Source organism: Streptomyces sp. A01 (assembly GCF_059026195.1).
The window spans coordinates 183611-202104 of sequence record NZ_JBWLKN010000004.1 but is presented as its reverse complement, the minus strand read 5'-3'; the positions used below and the strand labels follow the sequence as shown (position 1 = coordinate 202104).

At 72.3% G+C, this 18494-nt stretch carries 16 protein-coding genes; 8 read left to right on the top strand and 8 right to left on the bottom strand.

What is annotated here, in order from left to right; translation table 11 throughout:
• Window positions 1-96: 96 nt before the first annotated feature.
• The 7 genes from AC5P1B_RS07080 to AC5P1B_RS07050 all read left to right on the top strand — a co-directional run bounded on the left by AC5P1B_RS07080 (window position 97) and on the right by AC5P1B_RS07050 (window position 10185).
• A complete protein-coding gene (locus AC5P1B_RS07080; protein WP_493885681.1) occupies window positions 97-1875 on the top strand; it encodes a hypothetical protein in 1779 nt (592 codons plus the stop codon).
• Window positions 1876-2155: 280 nt separating this feature from the next.
• Window positions 2156-4177 carry an amino acid adenylation domain-containing protein gene (locus AC5P1B_RS07075; RefSeq protein ID WP_493885680.1) on the top strand — a complete coding sequence of 674 codons (2022 nt, stop codon included), beginning with the start codon at window positions 2156-2158 and terminating at the stop codon, window positions 4175-4177.
• A 273-nt stretch (window positions 4178-4450) separates the two neighbouring features.
• Window positions 4451-5113 (top strand): chlorinating enzyme, encoded by a 663-nt coding sequence (locus tag AC5P1B_RS07070; protein WP_493885679.1) that lies wholly within the window; start codon window positions 4451-4453, stop codon window positions 5111-5113.
• Window positions 5114-5227: 114 nt separating this feature from the next.
• Window positions 5228-6634: an alpha/beta fold hydrolase gene (locus AC5P1B_RS07065; protein WP_493885678.1), complete on the top strand. Its 1407-nt coding sequence runs from the start codon at window positions 5228-5230 to the stop codon at window positions 6632-6634.
• Entirely contained in the window at window positions 6622-8061 is a 1440-nt protein-coding gene (locus AC5P1B_RS07060; RefSeq protein ID WP_493885677.1) for an FkbM family methyltransferase, read from the top strand. Before AC5P1B_RS07065 ends, AC5P1B_RS07060 begins: the two co-directional genes overlap by 13 nt.
• Window positions 8054-8947, top strand: a complete 894-nt coding sequence (locus AC5P1B_RS07055; protein ID WP_493885676.1) for a thioesterase II family protein — start codon at window positions 8054-8056, stop codon at window positions 8945-8947. The genes AC5P1B_RS07060 and AC5P1B_RS07055 overlap by 8 nt, the downstream gene beginning before the upstream one ends.
• 35 nt (window positions 8948-8982) lie before the next feature.
• The gene (locus AC5P1B_RS07050; RefSeq protein WP_493885675.1) at window positions 8983-10185 is read left to right on the top strand and encodes an acyl-CoA dehydrogenase family protein; all 1203 of its coding nucleotides are present in this window, start codon (window positions 8983-8985) and stop codon (window positions 10183-10185) included.
• Window positions 10186-10291: 106 nt separating this feature from the next.
• Here the strand turns inward: AC5P1B_RS07050 and AC5P1B_RS07045 are convergent, their stop codons facing one another.
• The 7 genes from AC5P1B_RS07045 to AC5P1B_RS07015 all read right to left on the bottom strand — a co-directional run bounded on the left by AC5P1B_RS07045 (window position 10292) and on the right by AC5P1B_RS07015 (window position 16513).
• A complete protein-coding gene (locus AC5P1B_RS07045) occupies window positions 10292-11773 on the bottom strand; it encodes an AAA family ATPase (protein WP_493885674.1) in 1482 nt (493 codons plus the stop codon).
• 128 nt (window positions 11774-11901) lie between these two features.
• Window positions 11902-13197, bottom strand: a complete 1296-nt coding sequence (locus AC5P1B_RS07040) for a DUF6986 family protein (protein ID WP_493885673.1) — start codon at window positions 13195-13197, stop codon at window positions 11902-11904.
• Between the two features lie 178 nt (window positions 13198-13375).
• Entirely contained in the window at window positions 13376-14338 is a 963-nt protein-coding gene (locus AC5P1B_RS07035; RefSeq protein ID WP_493885672.1) for an electron transfer flavoprotein subunit alpha/FixB family protein, read from the bottom strand.
• Between the two features lie 153 nt (window positions 14339-14491).
• Complete coding sequence (locus AC5P1B_RS07030) at window positions 14492-15277, bottom strand: electron transfer flavoprotein subunit beta/FixA family protein (RefSeq protein ID WP_493885671.1); 786 nt, start codon at window positions 15275-15277, stop codon at window positions 14492-14494.
• 191 nt (window positions 15278-15468) lie between these two features.
• Window positions 15469-15975: a flavin reductase family protein gene (locus AC5P1B_RS07025; RefSeq protein WP_493885670.1), complete on the bottom strand. Its 507-nt coding sequence runs from the start codon at window positions 15973-15975 to the stop codon at window positions 15469-15471.
• A 67-nt stretch (window positions 15976-16042) separates the two neighbouring features.
• The gene (locus AC5P1B_RS07020; protein ID WP_493885811.1) at window positions 16043-16126 is read right to left on the bottom strand and encodes a putative leader peptide; all 84 of its coding nucleotides are present in this window, start codon (window positions 16124-16126) and stop codon (window positions 16043-16045) included.
• A 72-nt stretch (window positions 16127-16198) separates the two neighbouring features.
• Window positions 16199-16513: a TlpA family protein disulfide reductase gene (locus AC5P1B_RS07015; protein WP_493885669.1), complete on the bottom strand. Its 315-nt coding sequence runs from the start codon at window positions 16511-16513 to the stop codon at window positions 16199-16201.
• A 224-nt stretch (window positions 16514-16737) separates the two neighbouring features.
• Between AC5P1B_RS07015 and AC5P1B_RS07010 the strand changes: the two genes are divergently transcribed.
• Window positions 16738-17457, top strand: coding sequence for a lysophospholipid acyltransferase family protein (locus AC5P1B_RS07010; RefSeq protein WP_493885668.1), 720 nt, complete (start codon window positions 16738-16740; stop codon window positions 17455-17457).
• Between the two features lie 436 nt (window positions 17458-17893).
• Here the strand turns inward: AC5P1B_RS07010 and AC5P1B_RS07005 are convergent, their stop codons facing one another.
• Entirely contained in the window at window positions 17894-18493 is a 600-nt protein-coding gene (locus tag AC5P1B_RS07005) for a transglutaminase domain-containing protein (protein WP_493885667.1), read from the bottom strand.
• Between the last annotated feature and the right edge of the window lies 1 nt (window position 18494).

Below are 18494 nucleotides of genomic sequence, written 5' to 3'. Positions count from 1 at the left end.
GTCACTCATGGCGGCTCATGTCCTGCCGTTCTCCTCTCCGGGTGCCTAGCATGTCGCGCATTCGAAACGCTTCTCCTGAGCCATCAGGAGCCCGCGTTGCAGACCCCTCCTCGCAAGACCACGCCCGCAGGACCGCACCCGGCGGCGGCGTCGCCGGCCGGGGCCACGACTCCGGCGGTCACCGATCCGGTGACCGTCCACCACAACGGCCACGCACTGCGCTGGGAGGGTTTCTGCACCGGTCCCGACGTGCTCTCCCCCGGTGAACTGGCGGACATCGCAAGGCGGCTGACCGGTCTGGACCTCCCCGACGTCGCGGACGCGGCGCGCGTCGAGTTGCTGCCGTTCGGCGCCGCGCGCGGAGAGCTGCCGGCGATCGTGCTCGGCGGCGCCACCACGCTCAAGCAGTGCTACGAGGCGGATCTGTCCCATCTGGTGCGGGGCACGTCCCCCGATGACTTCGCCACCTACACCGAGGCGAGGTCGGTGTATCTCGCCGCTCCCGGTGATCTCGTCGTCGGGCGCACCGAGCCCTGGCGGCAGGCGGTGGAGGTGGCTGGCGCCGAGGTGGTGGAAGTCCGGGGCATGGGCTTCTCCTACCTGTCCCAGGAACTGCTCGCCCTGGCCGTGGCGCACCCGGCGGACGCCCCGGCGCCGCCCCTGAAGCGGCTGCTCGACCGGCTGCGTGCGGCGCCGCAGTCGGTGATCCGGCTCTTCGCCCTCGACACGGAGACGCAGATCCTGCTGCTGTGGCTGAAGCGTACGGCGGGTCTTGACCGGCTACGGGTGGACGCCAACGGCCCCGAGGTCGCCGAGCGGTGGAACCGCAAGACGACGCTGTACCCGACGGTGGAGGCCGCCGAGTCGCTGCCGGTGCCCGGGCACGCCGACCCGTACGACACGCTGGCGGCCGAGTGGCGGCTCACCCCGTTCCACGAGACGTTCGGCCTGGAACTCCCCCAACTGCCCGGCTATTCCCTCACCCGAGCCTGGGCGAGTGAGGCGGAGATGACCGCCCGGTTGGCGGCGGCGGCCCGGCTGCTGCGTGACCGCTACGGGCTGACGCACGGCTGCTTCAAGCCAGCCGAGGCGCTGACGGGCAGCCGGATCAGGACAGCGGTGCCCCTCGACGACGCCGACGCTGCCGGGCCGCTGGCGCGGCAGGCGATGGAGACGGGCGAGGACTACGTCTTCGAGGTGCACACCGACTGCCTGCGGCACACGGTCCCGGGCTATGAGTTCATCCTCGCCCCCTCCGCCCTCGTCGTCGCGGGCCGTCTCGCCGAGGGGGCGACCGTGCAGATCACACGGGGCAGCGTCTGGGAGGGAAGTGTCTTTGTCGATGAGGAGACATCCGGGCGCTTCGGCATCGCCGCCGAGCTCTACCGCCTGGTGCGATCGGGAATGAACCAACTGCTGGAGGCCTTCGAAGGGGGCGGCCGGGCCCTCGGGTTCGTCAAGGGCGGGGTCGACTTCGCCATCGCGCGGCTCGGCGGGCGGTTCGGTGCCGCCCCCGTGGTCGGGACGCAGGACCTGAATCTGTCCTCCAACGGCGCCGAGTACGTCCGGGCCTTCCTCGCCGTGGCGCGCCAGGAGTTCGGACGGAGCCGCGAGGGCCCCGGACACGCGGGTGTCTACGCGGCGACCAAAGTGGTCCGCCCGACGGCCGGTACGGACCTGCGCCGACTCAAAGCAGCCGTAGACCATCGCCGGCCCCGGGAGTACGCCCAAGCCATCACATCGGTACCGGGCCGCTGGGGGCTGATCGGCGTGGCCGGTCCTGACCCACGGCTCGCGGCGCGGCGGGTGCTCGCGCTGGAACAGGACCTTCACGCCGCGGGACTTACCCGGTCGAGCCTGCTCATAGCGCCCTGAACAGCCCCCAAATGTCATTGGCACGTGCCGCTGGCGGTCATGGCATATTCCTGATTCAGCGACTGCCGCACGGACGAATGGATTCCGCTGACACGCGTGGGATCTTTGAGGCGCCATGAATTCGCTTTCGGCCACTCTCACGGAACCAACACGGACGGTGACGAACGGGGTTGACTGCGCAACTGCGCGGGTGGCACCGTGCTCCCTGGCAACTCGCCGGTTTACAGAATGTCCTGCGCGAAAATCCATCTCCAGGCAGTAATTGCCGATAGGGGGGCGCGTGACTTCGCTCCAGCTTCTCAACCCATGTCTGCATGAGCTATTCGAGGACGTCGCCGCCCGCCATCCGGAGCGCGTCGCTGTCACCTCGGAGCACCAGCACATGACGTACCGGGAACTCGATGAGCGGGCCGGTCTGCTCGCCGCCGCGCTCCGCGAACGCGGCGTACGCCCGGACACCCGGGTCGCGCTCTATACGCCACGCGGCGCCGGGGCCATCGTCGGGATGCTGGGCATTCTCAAGGCAGGCGGGGCGTATGTGCCCGTCGACCCCGGCTATCCGCCCGAGCGGGTGCGGTGGACGATCAGGGACTGCGCCTGCCCGGTGGTGGTGACCGTCACGGATCTGCGCGACCCGGTATCCCGGCTGGGGATAGCCGTGATAGACCTCGACCCGCTTCTTGACAGCTTCACCGCGCCGCTGGAAAACCGACCGGAAAACCAGCTGGAATACCCTCCGGGAAGCCTGCTGCGAAGCCCGTTGGTCAGCTGCCCGGAAAACAGTGGCGACGCTTGGACGCCACCTGCCGAACCCGTTCGGCAGCCGGTGGCGGCCAGCCGGGATTCCGACTTGGCCTACGTCATATACACCTCAGGATCGACCGGTCAGCCAAAGGGCGTGGCCGTCGAACACCAGACGGTGGTCCGCCTTTTCCGGCGCACCCAGCAGTGGTTCGGCTTCGGCCCGGATGATGTGTGGGCGTGGTTTCACTCGGCCGCCTTCGACTTCTCCGTATGGGAGATCTGGGGAGCGCTGCTGCACGGCGGGCGACTGGTCGTGGTGCCGTACGACACGGCGCGTTCCCCGCGTGCCCTGCACGCTCTGCTGCGTGAGCGTGAGGTCACCGTCCTCAACCAGACACCTGGCGCCTTCCGCAGGCTCGCGGCGGCCGACGCCGAGGCCGCCGACCCGCTCACCGCGCTGCGCCTGGTCGTCCTGGGCGGCGAGGCCCTCCAGCCGGACGCACTGCGCCCGTGGATCGAGCGGCATGGCGACGAGTCGCCGCGACTGGTCAACATGTACGGCATCACCGAGGCCACCGTGCACGCCTCCTACCGCCCGGTCCTGCGTGCCGACCTGGCCACGTCAGGACCGAGCCCCATCGGGCTCCCGCTGCCGGGGCTGACGTTCCACGTACGCGACACCGACGGCGACCCGGTGCCCGACGGGACGCCAGGCGAGCTGTACATCGAGGGTTCCGCGCTGGCCCGCGGCTATTTGGGCCGTCCCGATCTCACCCACGCGCGGTTCGTCGAAGAGCCGGGCCGCCGCGGCATGCGGCGGGTGTACCGCACCGGGGACCGGGTGGTCAGGCTCGGCGACGGCCAGTACGCCTTCCTGGGGCGCACCGACGACCAGCTCAAGATCCGCGGCTACCGCGTGGAGCCCGGCGAGGTCGAGTCGCTGCTGCTCCGGCATCCCCAGGTGGAGAACGCCGTCGTGCTGCCGCGCGACTACGGCGAGGACGATGTGCGGCTCATCGCCTACGTGGCGACCGCCGCGCCGCACGACGCGGAGGTGGCGGACCGGCTTCCCGCCGAACTCGGCAAACTGGCGGCGTCCGTGCTGCCCGCGCACATGCGGCCATCGGCGTACGTGCCGCTGCCCGCGCTGCCGCTCACCTCGAACGGCAAGATCGACAAGGCGGCGCTGACCGGTCGGCGGGAGTCGCCGCCGGACCCGCCGGACGGTCCGCTGGCCACCGTGCGGACGCTGCCGGTCGCCGGGGCCACGGCGGCCGGAGCGCCGGACGGCGAACCCGTGCTCAGCGCTACCGAGGAGCGCGTGGCCGCCGTGTGGGCCGCGGTGCTCGATGCCGCGGACATTCCCGTGGACGCCGACTTCTTCGACCTGGGCGGCACGTCGCTGACGCTGCCGCGCATGTTCGACAAGGTCAACGCGGACTTCCATACCGAGCTTGACATCACGGTGCTCATCGAAGGAGCGACGGTGCGCGCGCTCGCCGCGCACGTCGACGCCGCACTGCGCGGCACGGCTCCACGGACGAAGGAGATCGGATGACATGTGAGGCGACGGGGTTCGCTCTCAGCGAGGACGAGCTGCGGGACCTCCACGCGCGTGGCTACGCGGGGCCGTTCACGCTCTACGGCCCGGACGAGATCAAGCAGGTCTGGGCCCGCGAGCGGCTGCGGCTGCTCGATCGCGGTGCCGCGGTCTACCAGGACAAGGACGCGGTCTCCGGCGCCACCAACATCGCCGACTACGACCGCCACCTCGACCAGGAGTTCCTGGCGGACCACGTCCGCCACCCCGAGATCGTCGACCGGGTCGGCAGTGCTGGGGCCCGACGTGCTGTGCTGGCGTACCGAGTTCTTCCCCAAGTACCCGGGCGACGAGGGCACGGACTGGCACCAGGCCGACACGTTCGCCAACGCGTCGGGGAGCCCGCAGATCCTGTGGCCGGGCGGCTCGGGCTTCGGCGGCACGATCACCGTGTGGTGCGCGTTCAGCGACGCGACCATCGACATGGGATGCCCGTGGTTCATCCCCGGCACGCACCGCACGATGTTCTACGACGAGACCAAGCGCATGCACTACGACCCGGACAAGACCAACGCGCTGGAGAAGGGCGGCACCCGCCGGGGCTTCTTCGGCTACGACTACCGGGAACTCCAGATCGACGAGAACTGGGTCCCCGACGCGTCCAAGGCCGTCTCCATGGAGATGCGGGCGGGCCAGTTCATCGTCTTCTGGTCCACGCTGATGCACGCCTCGCATCCGCACAGCGGCCGGACGAAGGACATGCGCATGGGCTTCGTCGCCCGCTACGTCCCCACGTCCGTACGCGTCTACCCGGACACCGACGCCATCGAGGAGTACGGCGGCCGGGTGAGCCTCGACCGCTTCGGCACCGTACTGGTCAGTGGGAAGGACACCTTCGGGCACAACCGCATCGCCACCCACACCACACGCGATCACCCGTTCCCCAGCCGATAGCGGGACGCCCCCGCCCGCACGCACCCGCACACTCCGGACAGCCCGCCGCGGAACCGCCTCGCGACCTGGAGCGCCGCCACCCGGTGGGGGCGGCGCGCAGAAGGGGAGACAGCAATGCCGCACTCGCCGCGCGCACTCGCCGACGCGCTGGTGGACACCGCGTCCCTGATCGGCACCGTGCCCGAACGACTGCGGGTCGCCCCGCCCCCGGGCACCGCACCCGCCGCCGGTTCACTGCCCGCGCTCCAGCGCACCCTCAACCTGCTCACCGCGCGGCTCGGGCTGCCCCGCCTTGAGGTCATCGCCGACACCGGCGCCCTGTGGTCGGCCGAACTCGCCGTCAGCAGACGGCTCTGGCCCGGCATCGCCGCCCGCGGCGCCGACCCGGACCACGCCCCCGACGCCGCGCACTCCCGCGGCACCCGGGGGAGCGACCCGGTGGCGGAGTGCGCGGCCGAACCGGCGGGGGCGGCGGGGCGTGCGGCGGCGGAGGCGGACGCCGCGGTACGGGCGGCGCTCGCCGCTTCGCCCGGGGCGCCCGTCGTGGTGCCCGCGCGCGACGGCACACCGCTGCGCTGCTACGCGGCGGGAGCGCGCGGCCGCCCAGCGGTGGTCGCCGTACCGCCGGTGGGGATGCCGGTCGGCCTGGTGGCGCCGTGGCTGACGGCGCTGTCCGCCACCCACTACGTCCTGACGTGGGAGAGCCGGGCGATGTTCGCCGCCCGGCCCGGTTACGGGCTGCCCATGCTGGCCGGGTACGACCTCGCGACGCAGGCCGATGACCTGCTGGCCGTCCTGGACGGCTTCGGTGTCGCGCGGGCCGATGTCCTCGGCCTGTGCGGGGGTGCGGCCATCGCCGCCGCGGCGGCGGTGGGTTCGCCCAGGGTGTCCTCGCTCAGTCTGTGGCACGGGGACTTCGAACTCGGGGTGGACGCCCCGAAGACCGAGCATCAGCGGGACGTGGAGAACCTGCTGGCGATGGCGGGCCGCAACCGCGAGCGCGCGGCCGGACTGCACCGGATGATGCGCAGACCCGGCACCGTGGACGCGATGCCGCCTGAGGTCTCCCATCACCTGGTCCACCCGTACGCGAGCGCGGAGTTGATGTACCGGTACGGGCTGCTGAACGGCGCGGTCATGACCACCGACTGCCGTCCGCTCCTCGCGGCGATACGGCAGCCGACCCTGGTGGTCACCAGCCCCGAGGACACCACCGCTCACCCCGACGGCTCCCGGCACGCGGCGAGGCTGCTGCCGTGCGGCGCGCTGCGGCTGCTGCCGCACGGCGACCATCTGGCCTCGTTCGCCGCCGCCCCCGAACTGGTCCAGGTCGCCGCGGAGTTCCTGGACGACCCGCTCGCCTGCCTGCGCGCCGCCCACCACACCACCGCGCCCGCTTCCGCCCCTCCAGGCGGCACCGGGCGCCCGCCCGCGTATCCCCAGGAGGCCCCTCCGCCCAGACCCAGCACCCCGGACAACGCCACCTGCGACCCTACGGGGAAGGACCCATGCCCGAACTGACCAAGGACAGAGCCGCCGAGCTGATGTCCCATGTACTGCGTGAGCACCCCGCCGTCGCCGACGCCGCCGTGCGCGGGACACCGGAGCCCACCGCGTACGTGGTGCCCGACCCGGCCCACGCCCCGCTTCTGCACCGGTCGGCGACCCTCCAGGCCGCCGGGCGGCTCGACAGGGGGCTGGGCTGGCACGAACCCGGTGAGGAACTGCGCGTCGCCGGGGTCAACCGGGGCGAGACCGACTTCCTTTACCGGGAGATCTTCGTCCACCACTCGTACCTGCGCCACGGCATCACGCTTCCCGAGCGCGCCGTGGTCGTGGACGTCGGGGCCAACATCGGCATGTTCACCCTCTACGCCGCCCGGTACAGCCCCGGCGCCCGGATCATCGCGGTCGAACCCGTGGCGGAACTCGCCACCGCCGTCGCGGTCAACGCCGAACTGTACGGGGCCGACGCGACCGTCCTGCCCTGCGCGCTCGGCAGCGCCAGGGGCGAGGCCGGGCTGACCTACTACCCGAACAACAGCGTGATGTCCGGAGGGTTCGCCGACCAGGCGGAGGACTTCGCCGTCCTGCGCGGCTACCTGCTCACTGGGCAGCGCACCTCGCACGGGCCGCACCTGGACCGGCTCGTCGCCGACCGGATGACGGCGGAGCAGCGCCGGTGCGCCGTGCGCACCCTCACCGACGTCGCCGCTGACGCGGAGCTCGACACCATCGACCTGCTGAAGATCGACGTGGAGAAGGCGGAAGCGGAGGTCCTGGCCGGGATCGACGACGCCCTGTGGCGCCGGATCGCCCAAGTGGTGCTGGAAGTCCACGACATCGACGGCCGCCTGGAGCGGGTGGTGGACCTGCTGCGACGGCGCGGCTTCGCCGTGACGCACGACCAGGACCCCAGGCTCGTGCTCACCCCCTGCCACAACGTGTACGCCCACCGGCCCCGCAGCCAGCGGGCGGCCGCTCGCCCCGCGCGGGTGCGCGCCACAGCGGCCGCGTACGGCCCCACCCTCAGCCTCCTCGGCCGGCACCTGCGCGAACACGTCACGCGGCGCACGCCCGACCTTCCCGTTCCCGCGCGGCTCGTGCTCACCGCCGCCCTGCCCGACGCGACCCTCGACGGCGTCTCCCCGGCCCCACCGCGCCGCCACAGGAGTGCCCACTCCGCCCTCCCCAGCACCACGCGCACCGCCGTACTGGCCGAGATCTGGACCGGGATCTTCGGCCAGGGCACCGCCCTGCCCGACGCCGACTTCTTCGACCTCGGCGGCGACTCGCTCACCGCTGTGCGCCTGCTGACCCAGCTGGAGGCCCGGCTCGGCGACGAGGCGCTGGCCCCCGACGTCATCTTCGCCACCGGGAGCTTCGCCGCGCTCGCGGCCGCTGTGGAGGCCTCAGCGCCCGCGCCGCGCGCCACCGGCCATGTCTGATCACGGGCTCACCGGCGGGCCGTCGGCCGCACGGCCGACGGCCCGCTGGTTCCACCGGCCGCTGCCGCGCCCCACCGCGCGGCTGCGGCTGGTCTGCCTCCCGCACGCCGGAGGCGGGACCGCCGCGTTCAGCCACTGGGCGGAGCGGTTGCCCGCCGATGTCGAACTCGTCGCCGTGCGGCTGCCCGGCCGGGAACGGCGGCTGCGGGAACGCCCGTACACGACGTGGCCCGCGCTGGTCACCGCGTTCCGTACGGCGCTGGCGTACGAAGTCCCCGCGCCCTACGCGCTGTTCGGCCACAGCCTGGGCGGCATGCTCGCCTACGAAGCGGCGACCCGCCCCCTGCCCGACGACGTCAGGCGGCGGCCAGCCGCGCCCCCGCCCACCCCGGCGGTCACCGGAGGCGAGGGCGCCGACGCGCACACCCGCGCTCCCGAGCCGCCCGAGCACCTGTTCCTCGCCGGCTGCCGGGCGCCCGGCGTTCCGCGCCCGTATCCGGCGATCCACGGTCTTCCCGAGCGCGAGTTCCGGGCTGACCTGCGCCGCCTGCACGGCACCCCGGAAGACGTGCTGCGCGACGACGCGCTGTTCACCATGCTCACCCCGATGCTGCGGGCCGACCTGAAGCTCGCGGAATCCTGGCCGGACGCGAGCGGGCGGCGCGTACCGGTGCCGCTGACGACGTTTGACGGCTCCGACGACACCATGGCGCCGCCCGCCTCGGTCGCCGCCTGGCGGCGGTACGCGCCGTACGGGCTGAGCGCGCACCACCTGCCCGGCGAACACTTCTTCCTCCGGCAGGACCCCGAGGCGTTCCTGCGGCTGCCGCGCGCCGACCTCGCACGGCTCACCTGCCGCTTCCCGCACGGCGCCCGGTCGCACTGACCCGGCCCGTCCCCGCCAGCTGAGAGGACGTCAGCATGCGCTCCGCCTACTTCACCGACGGTCACGAGCACTTCCGCTCGCAGGTACGTGAGTTCCTTGCGACGGAGGTGACCCCGCACGCCGACGTGTGGGAACGTGAGCGCGGCCTGCCGCGCGCGCTGTGGAAGGCGCTCGGGACCCACGACCTGCTGGGCCTGCACTACCCGCGCTCCGTCGGCGGCACCGGATGCGACCTGTTCACCTCCGTCGTCTTCCTTGAGGAGCTGGGCCGCACGGGCTACGGCGGCCTGCGGGCGGCGATCTCCGTGCACGCCTACATGGCCACCCACTATCTGGCCGCGGCGGGCAGCCCCAAGTTGCGGCGGGACTACCTCACGCCCGCTATCCGCGGCGAGCGGATCGCCGCGCTGGCCATCACCGAACCCGGTGCGGGCTCCGATCTGGCGGGCCTGTCCACCTCGGCCGTTCTCGACGGTGACCACTTCGTGGTGCGCGGCACCAAGAGCATGGTCAGCAACGGCACCGCCGCCCACTTCCATGTCGCCGCCGTCCGCACGGCGCCCGGCACCAGCGGTGCGGGCCGCGGCACCACGGGCCTGTCGCTGCTGGTCATCGACGCCGGTCTGGCCGGTGTGACGACCCGGCCGCAGGAGACCGTCGGCTGGCGCTCAGCGGGCACGGCTCACGTCGTCTACGACGGGGTCCGGGTCCCCACCGACCGGCTCATCGGCCGCCTCGACAGCGGCTTCTACTACCTCATGCGCGGGTTGCAGCAGGAACGGCTGGTCGCCGCGGTGCTGGCCATCGGCGGCATGGACCGCGACCTCGCCGACCTCCAGCAGCACCTGCGCAGAAGAACGCTGTTCGGCGCACCGCTGTCCGCCTCGCAGGCGGCGCGGCACCGGCTCGCCGATCTGGCGACGCGGCTGGCCGCCGCCCGCCAACTCGTCTACCACGCCGCCTGGTGCGCGCAGCAGGGCGATCTCGCGGTGACGGAGTGCTCCATGGCCAAGCTGTACGCCACCGAACTGGCCTGCGAGATCGCGGACACGAGCCTGCACCTCCAGGGCTCGCACGGCTACCTGGAGGACAGCGCCGCCTCGCGCGCCCTGCGCGACACCCGGGCCGCCACGCTCGCCGCCGGCCCGAGCGAGGTCATGCGCGACATCGTCTCCCACGCCCTGACCGGCCCCGAGGGCCCCACCACCCCGGCACCGCCGCCACCGCCCGCTTCCTAGAGCGCGCACCGGAAGCGGTTGGGGAGCGGTTCAGGAGCGGTTCGGGAGCGATTGCCAGCCGTCGCCGCCCTCCCCGTCGGGGCCACGGTCGCCGGGCTCGTGGACATCAATCCTCGTCGCCGAACTCGCCGCCGCCGCCGTCGTCGTCGTCATCGTCCTCGTCGGCTTCCGCGGCCAGCAGCCCGCCGTCCTGGGCCCGGACGCCGAGCAGCCGCCGCGTCAGCCTGTCCTGGTCGGAGAGGAGTTCATCGAGCGCGGCGGTCAGGTCGACGGCCTCCACCGCGGCCGCCTCGCGTTCCGCCGAGAACAGCACGGCCCGGCGGACCAGTTCCTTCGCGAAGGAAGCGGTGGTGCCCTCACTGCGGGCGACCGCGTCGGCCACGGCGTCTTCCGGGAGCCCCAGGCCGCCTCCGTAGAGCTCGAACAGCCGGTGCCGCCCGGCCGCGTCCGGCAGCGGGATCTCCACGGCCATGTCGACGCGGCCAGGGCGCTGGGCGAGGGCCGGTTCCAGCAGGTCGGCCCGGTTGGTGGTGAGCAGGAACGTGACGTCCGTGTCGTCCCCGAGGCCGTCCATCTCGTTGAGTACCTGGAAGAGCAGCGGCTGCCCGTCCTCGGCGTAGTCGCGGGATTCGGCGATCAGGTCGCAGTCCTCCAGGACGACCAGTGCGGGCTGCAGCTTGCGGGCCAGCGAGCAGGCGGCGCCGACGTGCTGGATGCTCGTACCGGCCAGCACCACCACGGTGAACTCCGGCAGCTGCGAGAGCAGGTAGCGCACGCTGTGGGTCTTGCCGGTGCCGGGCGGCCCGTAGAGCAGCAGGCCCCGGCGCAGGTGCTGGCCGTGGGCGCGCAGCTGTTCGCGACGCCGGGCCACGCCGAGGACCTGCCGTTCCACACGCTCAAGCAGCCCGTCGGGCAGCACGATGTCGCGGGGCCGCAGGCTGGGCCGGGGGTGGAAGCGGAACGGTCCGATCCCGTCCTCGAAGTCGGTGCCCTGGAAGGACAGGACCTTGCCCCGGAAGATGTTGTGCTCGGTCATCAGCCGGTCGATCCCGGCCAGCAGCCGCTTCGCGGCCTCCCGGGTGGGAGCGAGCACCTCCAGGTCGACGCTCTCCTTGCCGTAGTCCTCGTTCGGCCCGCGCAGCAGCACCACATAGCGGTCATCGCCGTCCACCCCGAGATAGACACCGACGGAGACGCAGGCCATCTCCTCGTCGATGGCGATGGGCACGTACGCGTAGTCGACCGCGCCGATGGCATAGCGTCCGTGGCGTTGTGCCGCCTCCACGATCTCGGACAGCGAATCCAGGCGCCGGTTCTCACCGGTCATGCCGATCAGTTCGTGGGTGCGGCCCTCCGAGCCGAACCAGCGCTCCACGGCGAGGTACACATTGGCGTGGTCGAACCCGGCGTAGTTGCCCCGCATGACGGGCAGCCGCTCCGGTGGCTGCCCGAGGTGGTCGCGCAGCCGCAGGGTCAGCGACCGGTCCTCGTCGATGTCCTCGCGGTGCACGATCTGGTCCAGGAAGCCTCTGAAGAGCCTGCCGAACTCCGCGACCTCGGTGTCGCTCACGCCGTCTGTGCCATCCATGTCGCACCCCCATGCGTCGGCACCGTCGGGTGCCGCTCCTCGCGCATGGTAGGGGCGCGGCGCAGGACCGGGCCTCTGCTTTTTCCGGCGCTCCCGGCCCTCTCCGGCGTTCTCAGCGGCGCCGGGGCCTACACCGCCCCGGTCGCCGCCGTGGGCGTACGCCCGGCGAGTTGGTCGAGCGCGGCGCGGTCCAGGCCGGTCAGCCCGGACACCTCGGTGGCGTCCACGGCCCCGCAGTCCAGGCCGCGCAGCAGATACCCGCTGAGTGCCTTCGCGGTCGCCGGCTCGTCCATGACGTCGCCACCCGCGCGGTTCACGTACGCCGTCAGGCGGGCGGCGGCCTGTTCGAGTCCCTCGCGGTAGAAGGCGTACACGGCGGCGTAGCGCGTCGGCAGGTGGCCGGGGTGCATGTCCCAGCCCTGGTAGTAGGCGCGCGCGAGCGAGCGTCGTACGAGGCCGTGGTGCAGCCGCCACGCGTCGTGGACACGGGCGGCGGGGCCGACCGGGAGGACGTTGGTGGAGCCGTCGGAGAGGCGTACGCCGGTGCCGGCGGCGGCGACCTGCATGACGGCCTTGGCGTGGTCGGCGACCGGGTGGTCCAGGGACTGGTGGGCGGCGCTGACACCGCAGGAGGCGCTGTAGTCGAAGGTCCCGTAGTGCAGGGAGGTGGCGCGGCCCCCGGCGGCGTCGATCATGCGGGCGACGGTGGCGCGCCCGTCGGCGCCGAGGATGGACTGCGTGGTCTCGATCTGGATCTCGAAGCCGATCCGGCCCGCCGCGAGCCCGCGCGCCTCCTCGAACTCCTCGCACAGCCGCACCATGGCGCTCACCTGCTCGGCGTAGGTGACCTTGGGCAGGGTGAGGACGAGCCCGGCGGGCAGGCCGCCCGCTTCCATGAGTCCGGTGAGGAAGATGTCGAGGGTGCGGATGCCCCGGTCGCGTACGGCCGCTTCCATGCACTTCATGCGGATGCCCATGTACGGGGCGGCGGTGCCCGACTCGTACGCCTCGGCGACCAGCCGGGCGGCGCGGGCGGCGGCCGCGTCCTCCTCGGCGTCGGGGCGCGGCCCGTAGCCGTCCTCGAAGTCGACCCGCAGGTCTTCGACCGGCTCGCGCCGCAGCTTCTCCCGTACCCGGGTGTGGACGGGCTCGGCCAGTTCGTCGGCGATGCCGAGAATCCCGGCGAGGGCGGCGGGGCTGTCCGCGTGCTCGTCGAGTGCGCGCAGCGCCTGGTCGCCCCAGGAGCGGATCGTCCCAGCGGCGAAGGCGTCGGCGGGAACGTAGACGGTGTGGACGGGCTGCCGGGTGCCGGGGTCGCCGGGGTAGCGGCGGGCCAGCTCGGCGTCCACCGCGGCGAGCGCGGTCCCGATGTCCTCGCGTACGGCGCCCGCGAGGCTCGTCGCCACCGTCTCGTGCTGGCCCATTCCCGCGCCCTCCCCTTCGCTGTGTTTTCCGCTGACCGGAATCACTAATCCGTAGAGCGAATTTATCTGTAGCGCGCACCCAGGTCAACAGCCGTCCGGGGGACGGTCCGACCGTCTGCGGATACACGGCAGGCCCCGCGCCAAAAGCGCGGGGCCTGCCGTGACACACGAGGAGCGGTCAGCCCTTGCGGGCCGTGACCTCCTCGGTCAGCTGCGGGACGACCGCGAAGAGGTCGCCGACGACGCCGTAGTCGACCAGGTCGAAGATCGGGGCCTCGGCGTCCTTGTTGATGGCCACGATGGTCTTCGAGGTCTGCATGCCCGCACGGTGCTGGATCGCGCCGGAGATGCCCGCCGCGATGTACAGCTGCGGCGAGACCGACTTGCCGGTCTGGCCGACCTGGTTGGTGTGCGGGTACCAGCCGGCGTCCACGGCGGCGCGGGAGGCGCCGACGGCCGCGCCGAGGGAGTCGGCCAGGCTCTCGATGACGGGGAAGTTCTCGGCGCCGTTGACGCCGCGGCCACCGGAGACCACGATCGCGGCCTCGGTCAGCTCCGGGCGGCCGGAGGACTCACGCGGGGTGCGGGAGACGACCTTGGTGCCCTTGGAGCTGTCGGCGACGGTCACGGTCAGCTGCTCGACCGCGCCGGCGGCCGGGGCGGCCTCGACGGGGGCCGAGTTCGGCTTGACGGTGATGACCGGGGTGCCCTTGGTGACGCGGGACTTGGTGGAGAACGCCGCCGCGAAAGCGGACTGCGTGGCCACCGGACCCTCGTCGCCCGCCTCCAGGTCGACGGCGTCGGTGATGATGCCCGAGCCGATGCGCACCGCGAGGCGGGCGGCGATCTCCTTGCCCTCGGCGGAGGACGGCACCAGCACGGCGACCGGGGAGACGGCCTCGTAGGCGGCCTGCAGCGCGTCCACCTTCGGGGCGACGAGGTAGTCGGCGAACTCCGGGGCGTCGGCGGCGAGCACCTTCACCGCGCCGTGCTCGGCGAGCACCGCGGCGGCGGTGTCGGCACCGGCGCCCAGGTGCACGGCGACCGGCTCGCCGATCCGGCGGGCCAGCGTCAGCAGCTCAAGGGTGGGCTTGCGCACAGCGCCGTCCACATGGTCGACATAGACAAGTACTTCAGCCATGGTTCTGCTCTCCTGCGAAGAAAGTGCGAAGGCGATTGAGGGGCACCGGGCCCAGCGGACGCGTCCTCAGCCGGCGGCGGCGGGGCGGGAGCTGACGAACCGGCGAACCGGCCGGGCCGCCACGAGCCGCGTGCGGACTGCGGACTCAGCGGGCTAGATGAACTTCTGGCCCGCGAGGAACTCGGCGAGCTGCTTGCCGCCCTCGCCCTCGTCCTTGACGATGGTTCCGGCCGAGCGCGCCGGGCGCTCCGTCGCGCCGTCGACCTTGGTCCAGGCACCCTCAAGGCCGACCTCTTCGGCCTCAAGGTCCAGGTCCTCAAGGTCCCAGGACTCCACCGGCTTCTTCTTGGCGGCCATGATGCCCTTGAAGGAGGGATAGCGGGCCTCGCCCGACTGGTCGGTCACGGACACGACCGCCGGCAGCGCCGCCTCAAGCTGCTCGGTGGCGGAGTCACCGTCGCGGCGGCCGGTGACCTTGCCGTCCTCGACCGCCACCTCGGAAAGCAGCGTGACCTGCGGAACACCGAGGCGCTCGGCCAGGATGGCCGGGAGCACGCCCATGGTGCCGTCGGTGGAGGCCATGCCGCACACCACCAGGTCGTAACCGATCTTCTCGATGGCCTTGGTGAGCACAAGCGAGGTGCCGAGCGCATCGGTGCCGTGCAGGTCGTCGTCCTCGACGTGGACGGCCTTGTCAGCGCCCATGGACAGCGCCTTGCGCAGGGCATCCTTGGCATCCTCCGGGCCGACGGTCAGCACAGTGATTTCCGCGTCGTCCGCCTCGTCGGCGATCTGGAGTGCCTGCTCGACCGCGTACTCGTCCAGCTCAGACAGCAGGCCGTCCACCGCGTCACGGTCGGTGGTCAGGTCCTCGGCGAAGTGCCGGTCGCCGGTGGCGTCGGGCACGTACTTCACACAGACAACGATCCTCAAGCTCACGCCGGCTCTCCTACTGCATCGTCTCTTCGCAAACTGCCGTGTGCTGGCAGCATAGGCGCCTACAGGGGCAGATCCTGATCGGGGCGGTTCGCACCCGCGATCAAAATATTACTCGTCAGTACACCTACGGTTTTCCCCAGAAGCAAGCGCGGTGAACTGTGACCTTGCCAACGGGGGCGCCCGGGGACTGCTCAGTCCCGCAAAGCGTTGAAGCGCCCCTGGTGGTAGAGCAGCGGGCGGCCCGCTCCGACGGGGTCGCCCGCGGCGACCCGCGCGATGACGACGCGGTGGTCTCCGGCGGGTATGCGCGCGACGACCTCGCACACCACCCAGGCCAGCACGCCGTCCAGCAGCGGCACGCCCTCGGGGCCCCGTCGCCAGCGGGTGGGAGGCGCGAACCGGTCGGCGCCGCTGCGCGCGAAGGTGGCGGCCAGCTCCCGCTGGTGCTCGCCGAGCAGGTGCACACCGACATGCTCCGCCTCGGCCAGCACCGGCCAGCTGGAGGAGCCGGTGCCGACACCGAAGGACAGCAGCGGGGGCTCGGCGGCGACGGAGGTGAGCGAGGTCGCGGTGAAGCCGACAGGACGGTCGCCGCCCGCGGTGATCACGGAGACGGTGGTCGCGTGCCGGCGGAAGACCGAGCGGAGGAGTTCGGCGGGGGCGAGCCGGGGCGCGCCGAGGTCGGGCGAGGCCGTCATGAGCTGTTCCTTCTGATGCGAGTACTGGTTGCCCCGGCCATGGGCCGGAGGCGCGAGCCGTGGGTGCTCACGGACTCGGACAGCACGCACTCGCGTGACGAACGAGGTCCACATGGACGCGTCCGTAAAGAAGGAGAAGGCCAGGCCGCATAGCGTCACACTGACGATGCGCGGTCGGCGCCGTCAAGTGCCGTCCAGCCGGTGGGAGGCACATCACGGCTCGTCAGAGGGCCTGCGCGAGGGCGGCGATGACGTCGGCGGTACGGGGCTGGCCCTCCGCCCGGCGCACCACGCGGCCCGTGGCGTCGAGCACCAGCACGGTGGGCGTCCGCTCGACGGCGAGCCGTCTGACCAGGGCCAGCCGCTCCTCGGCGTCGATCTCCAGGTGCGTGACGCCCTCGACCATGCCGGCCACTTCGGCGAGCACCCGGCGGGTCGCCCGGCACGGCTGGCAGAACGCGCTGGAGAACTGCACCAGCGTCGCGCGCGCCCCGAGCCGGTCGGCGGCCAGCTCGGTGGCCGACAGTCGCAATGTCATGCGTCCAAGAATGCGGCATGCGGACGGCCCGGCCGCCCGTCCTCCGCGTCTCGCGGTTCCGTCATCCGGCCATGGCCCGTGATGAGTATCTCCGTTACTCCCCCGCCCGGGGGCTGGTCGCGAGGCCCGACATCAGGCACCATCAGCGGAAAGCCTGTACCTACGGCCGCGTAACTTCCGCCGGGATCATCCTCCCCCAGGAATCGCAGAAGGGTCCCCCCTCGATGGCAGAACTCGTCTATCCGCCCGTGATCGGCGCCGCCCGCACCATGTTCAAGGCGCTTGATCTGCGCTTCGACATTCAGGGCACGGAGAACATTCCACGCCGGGGCGGAGCGGTCCTGGTGAGCAACCACATCGGGTATCTGGACTTCGTCTTCGCCGGACTCACCGCACGCCCCGCCAAGCGCCTGGTGCGCTTCATGGCCAAGGAGTCCGTTTTCCGGCACAAGGTCTCCGGGCCGCTGATGCGCGCCATGAAGCACATACCGGTGGACCGCAAGCAGGGCGTCGACGCCTACAGGCACGCGGTGAGGTCGCTGCGCTCGGGCGAGATCATCGGGGTCTTCCCGGAAGCGACCATCTCGGAGTCGTTCACGCTGAAGGCGTTCAAGTCCGGTGCGGCGCGGATGGCGCAGGAGGCGAGCGTGCCCCTGCTGCCGATGGCGCTGTGGGGCACGCAGCGTGTGTGGACCAAGGGCCACAAGCGCGACATGGGCCGTAACCACTTCCCCATCACCATGCGCGTCGGCGAGCCGATGGCGGCCGACCCCGGCGAGCCCGTGGAGTCCATCACCGAGCGGCTGCGGGCCCGGGTGCAGGAGCTGCTTGAGGCGGCGCAGCGGGCCTACCCGGTGCGGCCCAAGGGCCCCGACGACACCTGGTGGGTGCCCGCCCACCTCGGCGGCACCGCCCCGGCACCGGCCCGGGCGGCCGGACACTAGGGCCGTGTCCGGCGGATCATGTGGGTCGCGCCGGGGCCAGCGCCTGTCCGTGCTTCGCGGACCGCGGGTGCGTCGTGGCTGGTCGCGCAGTTCCCCGCGCCCCTGACGGGGCACACCCCTGCCCTGCGCCAGGACCGCTTCCCCCGAGCCCGGCGGAGCACGCCGATCGCGCCGGGGGCCAGCGCCTGTCCGTGCTTCGCGGACCGCGGGTGCGTCGTGGCTGGTCGCGCGGTTCCCCGCGCCCCTGACGGGGCACACCCCTGCCCTGCGCCAGGGCCGCTTCCCCTGAGCCCGGCGGATCACGCCGATCGCACCGGGGGAAGCCCCTGACCGCGCGTCGCAAACCGCGGGCGCGCGGGAGCTGGTCGCGCAGTTCCCCCCGCCCCTGGCGGGGCACACCCCTGCGGTGGGCCAAGGCGGACATCGGGGACAGCAGTCACAGGCCGGTGGGCAGGGTCTGCCACAGCCGTGGGCGGTCGGGGGCCTGCCGCAGGCTGCTGAGCACGGCCGGATGCGGTGCCGCGCTCACCCACGGGTAGTCGGTCTCGCCGTCCTCGGGCCGTGGCACGAACGCCAGCCGTTCGCCGTCGACGGAGAACCGGGCGTCGACGCCGGGCTTGTTCCCGCGCGGGTCCTGCCGCGCCCAAGTCCCGCGCTCCGGCAGCCTGAGGGCGATGAGGCCGTGGACGACGTGGCCACCGCCGTCGTCGTGCACAAGCCGCTGGTAGCAGAGCCCGGCCGGGACTCCCTCGGCGCGCAGCAGCGCGGCCAGGGCGTGCGCCTTGGCATGGCAGATGCCGGTGCGCTGCTCCAGTACGTCGGAGGCACGCCAGGTGACGCGCATGTCTGCCGCGTCGGCGGAGTGCGGGATGGTGTCGCGTACGAACTCGTAGGCGCTTTGGGCGTATGCGTATGCACTGCCGGATGCCAGGCGCAGCCGGGCCGCTGTTTCCCGCACGAGCGGGTGGGCGTGGTCGATGACCTCGTCGGCGGCCAGGTAGGCGGAGAGTTCGGGGGAAGTCTGGATCAGCTCCATG